General features: G+C 41.3%; 6 protein-coding genes and 2 pseudogenes. 5 read left to right on the forward strand and 3 right to left on the reverse strand.

Features of this window, described 5'->3' with window-relative positions:
• Positions 1 to 847 precede the first annotated feature (847 nt).
• The 5 genes from UYI_RS0122230 to UYI_RS0122255 all read left to right on the forward strand — a co-directional run bounded on the left by UYI_RS0122230 (position 848) and on the right by UYI_RS0122255 (position 8,738).
• Positions 848 to 3,571 (forward strand): heavy metal translocating P-type ATPase, encoded by a 2,724-nt coding sequence (locus UYI_RS0122230; RefSeq protein ID WP_016868884.1) that lies wholly within the window; start codon positions 848 to 850, stop codon positions 3,569 to 3,571.
• 383 nt (positions 3,572 to 3,954) lie between these two features.
• Positions 3,955 to 4,428 carry a universal stress protein gene (locus UYI_RS33170; protein WP_016868885.1) on the forward strand — a complete coding sequence of 158 codons (474 nt, stop codon included), beginning with the start codon at positions 3,955 to 3,957 and terminating at the stop codon, positions 4,426 to 4,428.
• 149 nt (positions 4,429 to 4,577) lie between these two features.
• Positions 4,578 to 5,054, forward strand: coding sequence for a universal stress protein (locus UYI_RS0122240; RefSeq protein ID WP_016868886.1), 477 nt, complete (start codon positions 4,578 to 4,580; stop codon positions 5,052 to 5,054).
• Between the two features lie 649 nt (positions 5,055 to 5,703).
• The gene (cax, locus tag UYI_RS0122250) at positions 5,704 to 6,813 is read left to right on the forward strand and encodes a calcium/proton exchanger (RefSeq protein WP_016868888.1); all 1,110 of its coding nucleotides are present in this window, start codon (positions 5,704 to 5,706) and stop codon (positions 6,811 to 6,813) included.
• A gap of 257 nt (positions 6,814 to 7,070) precedes the next feature.
• A complete protein-coding gene (locus tag UYI_RS0122255) occupies positions 7,071 to 8,738 on the forward strand; it encodes a SulP family inorganic anion transporter (RefSeq protein WP_016868889.1) in 1,668 nt (555 codons plus the stop codon).
• Between the two features lie 324 nt (positions 8,739 to 9,062).
• Here the strand turns inward: UYI_RS0122255 and UYI_RS39135 are convergent.
• The 3 genes and pseudogenes from UYI_RS39135 to UYI_RS0122265 form a co-directional block, all read right to left on the reverse strand.
• Positions 9,063 to 9,220 (reverse strand): annotated as a pseudogene (locus UYI_RS39135) (carbonic anhydrase); the annotation flags it as partial.
• Positions 9,212 to 9,292, reverse strand: a pseudogene (locus UYI_RS40030) (P-II family nitrogen regulator); the annotation flags it as partial. The pseudogenes UYI_RS39135 and UYI_RS40030, both read right to left, overlap by 9 nt.
• A gap of 4 nt (positions 9,293 to 9,296) precedes the next feature.
• Positions 9,297 to 9,777: sodium-dependent bicarbonate transport family permease (locus tag UYI_RS0122265; protein WP_016868891.1), on the reverse strand; the 481-nt coding region annotated here is incomplete at its 5' end.

The following is a 9,777-nucleotide window of genomic DNA, read 5'->3' on the forward strand; positions in this document are numbered from 1 at the left end:
TATGCAACGCCAAAAATATAATTATAGAGATTACTAATAGTTTTCATTACAATTATTGTAAAAGTCATTCTCTTGCTTCTCTACCTGCACCTATAACATAAGAAAAAATAATATGAATGTAAGAGGACTATATAGGGAACAAAAGTATTGAAAACCATTCTATATCTAAAAATTGATATATTTATCTGTAAATAATCTATTTTTTCAAAATCTCTCAAATTATTCGCGAAAATAGTTTCTCATGCTCTCTATCATTACTATAATCAATAAAATTTCTCTCATAAAGAAAGCATATTGATTGATAGTATAATATTGTTAAATTTAAATCTTCTTTTAAAAATGATGAATTACTTAAAACAAAGTTAACAAAACTTTCTATCTTTATATTTGATTTTTTATGTAAACTCTTCTTTAATTAGAGATAACCTTAAAGTAGAAACACACATCACACTTCTACGCATAAATCATTTCTTGGGAAATGGTTGGTTTATTTGTGGGGCGACAATTGATGTTGTCTCGAAAAAAGAAGGTTGCTAAAACTTTTATATCACTCAAGTTTTGGTAATTTGATGATTATCTAACTAATAATCATCATCAACTTCTTTGATTCTAATCAAAAAACGTCAATCAAATTAACAAATGACTTGATCTTTCAACAGTTAATAGTTCAAAGCTTGGCAAAAAATTCCTACCAAACTTTGATGTATTTATGATCATTCAGGAGACTAATTAAAAGCTTCCTGAATGCACATTCACAGTTACAAGCTGTAAAGACTTGCAAAAATTTACAGCAAGTTATTGTCTTAAAATTTGTACCTTGGACAACAACTCAATTTAGGAGTGCCTTATGACGGTTACAGCAGTTGCGGATAGATTGGTTATATCAGTAGAGGCTCACTCCAGTCAGGCAGAAAATATCCATTATCAGGTTGTGCATTGGATACCGGGACGTTTTCGCATCCGAATTCCCCGAATACATGAAGATGAAGAGTACACCACTAAACTTAAATACGTTCTTGACACAATCGAATTTGTGACAGAAGTCGAAATCAACGCCCAAGCTAGTTCCCTAGTAGTTAGTTACAAACATCAACCAACTGCAACTGCCATTGCCATAGTTCAAGAAAAGCTATTCACTGCAATTCAGCGAGCATCTGAGGTTGAAGTTCCCCTTGGATGGACAGGAGAAAAAGAAGAGAAAAAAGCTGATAATGAGGTTGATTTTGTAGAACGATTAGGATTTCCCATTGCAGGTTTGGTGTTGAGTGTGGGAGCACTAGCTGGCTTGCCAATTCCAGGTTTTGTGATTGCAGGTGTGGTATTTGTCGGTGCGATTCCAGTCTTTAAACGAGCATGGGAAGCAATTCAACAAGACCGACAACTTACTATTGATTTCCTCGATGGTTTGGCAATTTCTTTACATACCTTGCAAGGACATTACTTTGCACCTTCCTTTATGTTGGGTTTAGTAGAAGGTGGTGAAGCCGTTCGGGATATGACTGCTCGTGGCAGTGAGCGAGCCAATCTTGACTTGATGTCTTGCTTGAATAAAACCACCATCGTCATTCGCGATGGTCAGGAAATAGAAATCGACACAAAAGATGTGGTACCAGGCGATCATGTCCTGGTATACCCCGGTGATCAGGTTCCCGTTGACGGCATCATCTTGACCGGTACTGGCATTCTTGACCAGTGCAAGCTGACCGGAGAATCAGTTCCTGTGACTCGGCGAGAAGGCGATGAGGTGTTTGCTTCAACGCTGTTAGTAGATGGTAACTTGACGATCCTGGCAGAACGAACTGGTAATAATACTCGTGCTGGTGTGATCGTCAACTTGATGCAGGCGGCTCCGGTGCATGATACCCGTGTAGAAAACTATGCGGCAACAGTGGCAAATCAGTTTGTACTACCTACCCTGTTAATTGCTGGTGGTGTTGGACTTGCTTCAGGTAACATGAATCGGGCAGTTGCTCTATTGACCCTAGACTTTGGTACTGGCATTCGCGTTTCCGTCCCCACAACAATTCTCTCTGTACTTACCTATGCTGCTCGTAATGGCGTCCTCATCCGCAGTGGTCGAGCCATTGAAATTTTGGCAACCATCGACACCGTTGTCTTTGACAAGACAGGAACATTGACCATCGGACATGCAGGTGTCAATGACATTGATGTTATGGATGACCGCTTCACTAAAGATGAGGTATTGTGTCTCGCTGCTACGGCGGAACAAGGGCTGACCCACCCAATTGCTGAAGCAATCGTTCACAATGCTAGAGATAAGGGACTCGTTCTCAAGGAATGTGAAGAGTGGGAGTACAAAGTCGGTTTAGGTGCAGTCGCAAAAATCGATGGGATGCAGATCATTGTAGGTAGTCCCCGGTTCATGACTCAGGAAAACGTCGATCTAGATGAATACGATCGCCGTTACCCAGATGCCAAGTCTGGTGGGCAATCTCTAGTATACGTGGCAGGTGATGGCAAACTAATAGGTGTGATTCGCTATAGTGATCCACCACGCGAAGAAAGCAAGGCAGTGATCAAAGAACTGAAGGAAATGGGCATCAACGCCTACATGCTGAGTGGAGATGTCACACGAGTAGCTAGAGCGATCGCTGGCAACTTGGGCATGAATCCTGATAACATCTATGCAGAAGCCTTCCCAGAGCGGAAAGTTGAAGTAGTCAAAGGATTGCACGACAGTGGTAAAACTGTTGCCTTCTGTGGAGACGGCATCAACGACTCAGCAGCTTTAGCATACGCCGATGTTTCCATCTCCTTTGCAGGTGCAACAGACATCGCCAGAGAAACCGCTGATGTGGTACTAATGGAAGACGACCTACGCGGCTTAATCATGGCAATTAAATGTGCCCGCCAAGCAATGGATATTATCTGGCAGAATACAGCGATCGTCGCAATTCCTAACCTCGGCGCTCTACTTTCAGGTATTTTCTTTGCTCTCGATCCAATTTTGGCAGTCGTCATCAACAATGGTACTGCTATTTTGGCAGAACTCAACGGTCTGCGTCCACTGATGGGACCGGGTGACGTCACTCCATTAGGACATACACTCAGTGCCGCCGAAATAGCCGAACAAGAGAATCGGCTTCACCAGCATCAACCCACATCTAACCAAGTTCTACCAACCTATGATGTGCAGGTTGAAGAGGTTCTTGTTTCTTCCCAATTGCAATCTCAGATGAAAGACAAGCTAACTAGCACCAATGGACATAGCAACCATGAAAATGGAAATGGTAATGGTCATAAAGAAAATACTGCCATCATTCTAAATGGAACAAATAGTTTCCAAGTCAATAGTCAACCAACCACAGATAAGGCAGCAAAATCTTCTGAAAATAAAACAGTGAAACTTAAGCAAAGTGAATTAGCAAAACGCTTGGGATTATCTCCACAAGCACTAACACGTCACCGTTCCAGACCAGGTTTCATTGAGTGGAGCAGAATCCAAGATCCAGAAGGTGTTGCTTGGGTATACGAACCAACAACTAAGTATTTCCATGTAGTTGATTCCGTAATCTACGGAGTGCAATCTCCTACCGAGAGTTTAGTTTAGCCAGAGAGAGCATGGGATATCCATAGGGTGTCCCTTTCTCTTGGCATACTGAATATGTGTCTTGAAAATGGGTATGGAGGTGTAAGGGTGTAGGGATGTAGAAATATTGATATTTTCATGTTTGGTTGTGGAATTTTGCTGTGATTAGCTATCTTGACACTCTATTTCAATTAAAAATGAACTTACATTCTGGAAACAATAAGCTTGAGCAAGCTAAATTGCAATTCTACAGTTCTATATTCAAAATGAACTCATATATAGCAAAAAATGAGTTCAATAAAGTTAACTTAGAATCCTGTAATTCCAAATTTTCAATGAACTTCTACCTAGAAAAGAATGGGCTGAATACAATATTTGTGCTTTGAATTCCAAAAAGAATTTGTATGTTCCAAAGAATTTTAGTGGCATTAGATAACTCAGAAACAAGTCAACATATTTTTGAGGAAGCACTCTCGATTGCGAAAGTAACCCATGCACGCTTGATGTTACTACATGTTTTGTCGGATTTAGAGATTGGCTATCCAAATCTCAAAAATCTAGATGAACATTTAGATAAATGGCAAGAGTACAGTAAAAAGGGACTAGAACTATTACAAACTCGTCAGAATATTGCCACTTACACAGGTATCAACACTGGTTTCACTCAAATCCCTGGATCTGTCCCTTCCACTATTTGCAAGCTTGCTAAGTCTTGGAAGGCTGACCTAATTATAGTTGGACATCAAAAAATGTCTCCCCTCAAAGAGCTAGCACGGGGAAGTGTTAGTAACTACGTTATGCACTACGCACCATGTTCGGTATTAACCATACAACCAACACAGCAATCAACAGTGCTAAATAGGTCGGCACGAATGTAGAGACGTGCCATGGCACGTCTGGTACAAGTTAGGGTCGTCATCGGTCATTAGTCAATAGTACTAGCCCCTAGTTCCTAGTTACTGTTCTCCATTGCCCCGAGTTCCCCATTCCCTGTTCCCTTTTAAATTTCATTATTTGGGAGATTGTTATGCTACACAGAATACTGGTTCCAATTGCTAGTTCTGACAGCGTTGGCAAGTTTATTTTTCAGGAAGCACTAGACCTAGCAAAAGCAACTGGGGCAAACCTGAGATTACTGCATGTTCTATCTTTGGATGACAAAGATACCCCTAGTATATTGTCATTAATGAATACTCCAGAAAGCAAGAAACGCTGGGAAGAGTTTGAGAAGCCTGGTTTGGATTTACTCAAATCTTTTGCAAATGAAGCAATTGCAGCAGGTGTATCAACTGAGTATTCTCAAATTTTAGGTAGTCCTAGCCGCATTATCTGCGAAACAGCTAAAACCTGGGAGGCTGATTTAATCGTAATGGGACGTCGGGGAATTTCAGGAATTAGTGAATTGATTTTGGGTAGTGTTAGCAACTATGTCACTCATCATGCACCTTGCTCAGTACTAGTAGTGCAATCTTCAACTTCAGCTAAATCTGAAAATCTCAAATAAATTGAATTGGCAAAAATCCGCTAAGATAAAGGTGATTTAGCCATGAGAAAATAGCTGTAATGTCAATTTGATTGTATTACCTGCGTCATCAAAAAAACTGACTTCTAACACCTTTTTACCTTGCTTGTTTGCAAAGAGATAAAGAGATTTATGTAGACGAAAATAGTTGATCATAAGAGTGCAGTAGCTTCTGCACTCCTCGTCTATAATATGGCTTTTCGTCATAAGTTATAAGCTTAGACGAGAGGTTTGATGTCAGTTTTGGGTAATCAAGCAAACCTCATGTTATTCATAAATAATTTCTAGGTCAAAGTTTAGTTAGTCTTGACTTAATCTTCAAGTATTTTGCTCAAGTTCATTTTTAGTACTAACTTTCCTAGTGCTTGCATATTATTTTGAGACGCTGCTTCTGTTAGGGGATTTTTTATATTGAGAAAAATTAAATAGATTTTTCCCAGTGAATCAACAAACCTTTGCTGATTCAGGGTGGTTTGATAACCAAAATAGTACTGAATTTAAGTTAGGTGTTTAACCACCTATGAAGTTGTCACATTCTTCATTCTCTCCAGTCAAACAATCAAACTTTAGAGTGATAACTATGTCAGTTACAGAATCTAACAAACAGATATTAAGCACAAGCAATCGCTTCATGTCCCGTAAAGATGCATTGCTTTTACGGATGCTAATTTTTGTACCCATGTGCTTGATTTTGAGCAGACTGGATGTTAATCCATTGCTTGTCTTTATCATGGCAGGTTTGGCAATTATTCCTTTAGCAGCCTGGATTGCCAACTTTACAGAAGCGATCGCTACTCGTATTGGCCCTACCTTTGGTGGTTTGCTCAACGCAACCTTCGGCAACGCGACTGAAATGATTGTCTCCGTAGTCGCTCTCCAAGCTGGACTGATAGAAGTAGTCAAAGCTAGTTTAATCGGCTCAATCATGGCAAACCTATTATTAGGTTTAGGTTTCGCTCTATTCTTAGGGGGATTACATGTCCCGAAGCAACCTTTTCGCCTGAATGCAGAAAATCTTGGTACAGTTGCTAGAGTAAATGCTTCTCTGCTTAACTTGGTGGTTGTTTTTTTGCTGGCTCCGACTGCAATTGAGATTACCTCTATTACTTTGTACCTGGAAACAACTAATGGTTTTTCTTATATTGCATCAGGACTCATGCTCATCTGTTACATCTTGATGCTGCTGTTCTCAATGAAAACCCATAGCTATCTTTACGGATTAGATGAGGATGCTGAACCTGAAAGCTACGGTAGCGAAGCTAGAGGATTATATAAATTAAAACTCCACATTGGACTGCTTCTGGCAACAACAATAGTTCTGTTATTTGTTTCTGAAGTACTTGTAAGCAGTTTAGAAGAGGCGATCGCCACCACAGGTGTCACAGAACTTTTTACTGGAGTCATTCTGATTCCTATGTTTGGTGCAGCAGTTGAAATCATTACCTGCGGCATTTGTGGCGCTAAAAATAAGGTCGAGTTAGCGTCCTCAGTTGCGATCGGCTCCAGCCTGCAAATTGCTATGTTTGTAACTCCAATCTTAGTTTTTGCTGGTCTGATTATGGGTAAACCAATGAACTTGGACTTTGACAACTTTACAGTCTTGGGGTTAGGCATTGCAGTTTTAATGACGAATTCTGTCAAAACCGACAGACGCGCTAACTGGCTAGAGGGAATCTTACTGTTGATAACTTATGCTATGCTAGCCGCAGCTTTCTTCCTGCATCCTTCTTTAGCAAGCTAGACACTCATGTGATAAATCAGACAACGAGTGTATAAACTACTCCACCCTCCGCGAATAAAGTCAGCAGGGTAAGGTTTCCATATCCTCGCTAGCAAATTGAGATGTTTGACGCTTCGTTAATCAATTTGCTCGCTCCTCAAATCTTCGCTAACTTTAGCGACCTCTGCGCCAAGTTGCGATCGCAAGGAACTTGCAGATGGTCGAAAATTCACCTGTGCAGCCATAGTACTATTCCAATTTCAAGATAGTTAAATATCATGCCGTTGACTAATAGAATTCATTTCCGAAACTTACACGGTGATATTTTTGGCGGTATCACCAATGCAATTGTTTCATTACCCATTGCTCTGGCGTTCGGTGCTGCTTCAGGTCTAGGGCCTGTAGCAGGTCTTTATGGATCAATCTGTGTCGGCTTTTTTGCATCTCTGTTTGGTGGCACACCCACTCAAATTTCTGAACCAACCGGGCCAACAACCGTATTTATGACAGCGATCATTAGCGCGATGATTGCCAGAAATCCGGAGCATGGCATGGCGATGGCGTTTACGGTGGTCATGCTGTCTGGAGTGTTTCAAATCCTCTTTGGCATCTTCCAGTTGGGCAAATACATTATCCTCATGCCCTATAGCGTTATTTCAGGCTTCATGTCTGGAATAGGCGTGATTCTGATTATTCTTCAGATACCACCATTTCTAGGACATACAGCCCCAGAAGGGGGTTTAATGGGAACGCTAACAAAGGTACCCGAACTTCTCGCAAACCTGAATCCTATTGAAGCCGGCTTGGCAATTACAACGATGGCAATTATTTTCTTAATGCCCTCTAGATTCAGGCGCTATTTTCCATCACAATTGGCAGCATTGGTTATCGGTACAATCATTTCCTTTACCTTGTTCCAGAATGTCGAGTTAAGACGGATCGGTGAAATTCCATCAGGATTACCTACTCTATATATGCCTACCTTCACACCTGCTCAAACCATGCAGATGTTGATTGATGGAGCCATGCTAGGTATGCTGGGTTCGATTGATGCCTTGCTGACATCAGTCATTGCTGATAGTATGACGCGCACAGAGACTTACGAAGATCAGGAATTGATTGGTCAGGGAATTGGAAATTTAGTTGCTGGTTTGTGCGGCGGGCTTCCTGGTTCTGGTGCCACGATGGGAACAGTGATCAATATCCAGGTGGGAGCTAGGACTGGTCTTGCCGGTTTAATTCGTGCAGCACTAATGTTGGTCGTGGTGTTATGGGCTGCTGACTTAGCAGAAAACATTCCTATGGCGGTATTAGCCGGGATTGCTTTTTCAGTAGGAATTGAAATGCTCGATTGGAACTTCTTGAAGCGATCACATAAGGTTCCCTGGAAATCAAGCTTGATTATGTATGGGGTACTGCTAATGACAGTATTTATGGATCTGATGGTTGCTGCTGGGGTGGGAATGTTTATTGCTAACCTCCTGACAATTGAGCAATTGAGTAATGTCCATGCTCAACAGATCAAAGCAGTTTGTGATGCAGATGATACTATTCCCCTGAATTTAGAAGAGAAGCAGTTGCTCAATTTAGCCGATGGACGAGTCTCATTGTTCTACATGGGTGGACCGATGAGTTTCGGGGTTGCAAAAACCATCGTTCGCGAACATTTAGCGATCAAAAATTGTGATACTTTAGTGATGGATCTCAGCGATGTTCGCTATCTGGATGAAACTGCTGCGCTGGCGATCGAAAATGTCATCAAAGATTTTAAACAAAAAGGCTGTCAGGTGTTTATTGTTGGTGCGGTTGGTAGAGTTAAGCAACTGTTGGAACGTCTTGGCATACTCAACTTAGTACCCTATGATAACCTGTTTATGGATAGAACTTATGCCCTGAAACGAGCAGTCGTGATGGATGGGGTTGAAATCGGTTTGCAGACTGGGTGAACTACTGAGGGTGTAGCGTAGCGAAACCCTGAGCTTCTGTACTCATACCATTTCACGTTAATCACGATACACATAAATTTTGTAGAGATGCGATATCCCGTACTCGCTTTGTATTTGTATCAGACTTTTTGTGAAATGGTATAACCTATCTGATAGAGGACGATATGGAGATGGTGCGTTGCGCTGCACGATAGTAGAGACGTAGCAATGCTACGTCTCTACATCTAGCAATGCTACGTCTCTACATCTAGTGGAATGACCAAAAATCGCTCAATCAGGCAGGGGTGATACCCCTGATTCGCCAGTGGTATCCTTGAAGAAGTCGGGCATCTCTTGTTTGAGGCTATCCAGTGTCAGCAATCCTTTCATCGCTCCACAGTGGGTATGACCGCAGATCACAACCTGTTAATCGCATATTCTATTGATGCCCCTTCACCACCATGAGCTGCTCCATAAGGTGGAACAATATTACCACCTGATTTGTCTAAACTCTCCAAAATTTTAGCCAGTTCAAAAGAGTTGGCAATAATTTCTATTTTTTTGACTAGGTGCATAACATTACCTCCAAAATAGGTTAATCCCGTACAGATATAGCGGAATTCCCACAATAATATTGAACGGAAATGTAATTGCCAGAGCAGTAGAAACATAAAGGCTGGGATTTGCTTTTGGAACGGTTAATCGCATCGCTGCTGGCACAGCTATATAAGAAGCACTAGCACACAACACAGCAAATAAAAGTGCATCTCCTTGAGGCATACCAATTACTTTGGCGATCGCTAACCCAATGACTGCATTGACTATTGGGATCAGTATGGCAAAAGAGATCAGAAAAACCCTAGTTTTTTGCAAGTCTTTAATTCTTCTAGCTGCAACCAACCCCATATCTAGTAAAAAGAAGGTGAGAACGCCATAAAACATTCCCTGAGTAAAGGGTTCTAAAACCTGCCAACCGTGTTCTCCTGTTAAGAATCCAATCAGCAGACTACCGACTAAAAGAAAGACTGAACTGTTCAGAAATGCGTCTCGTAAAACTTCC

It is taken from the genome of Fischerella muscicola PCC 7414 (genome assembly GCF_000317205.1).
Taxonomy (GTDB): Bacteria; Cyanobacteriota; Cyanobacteriia; order Cyanobacteriales; family Nostocaceae; genus Fischerella; species Fischerella muscicola.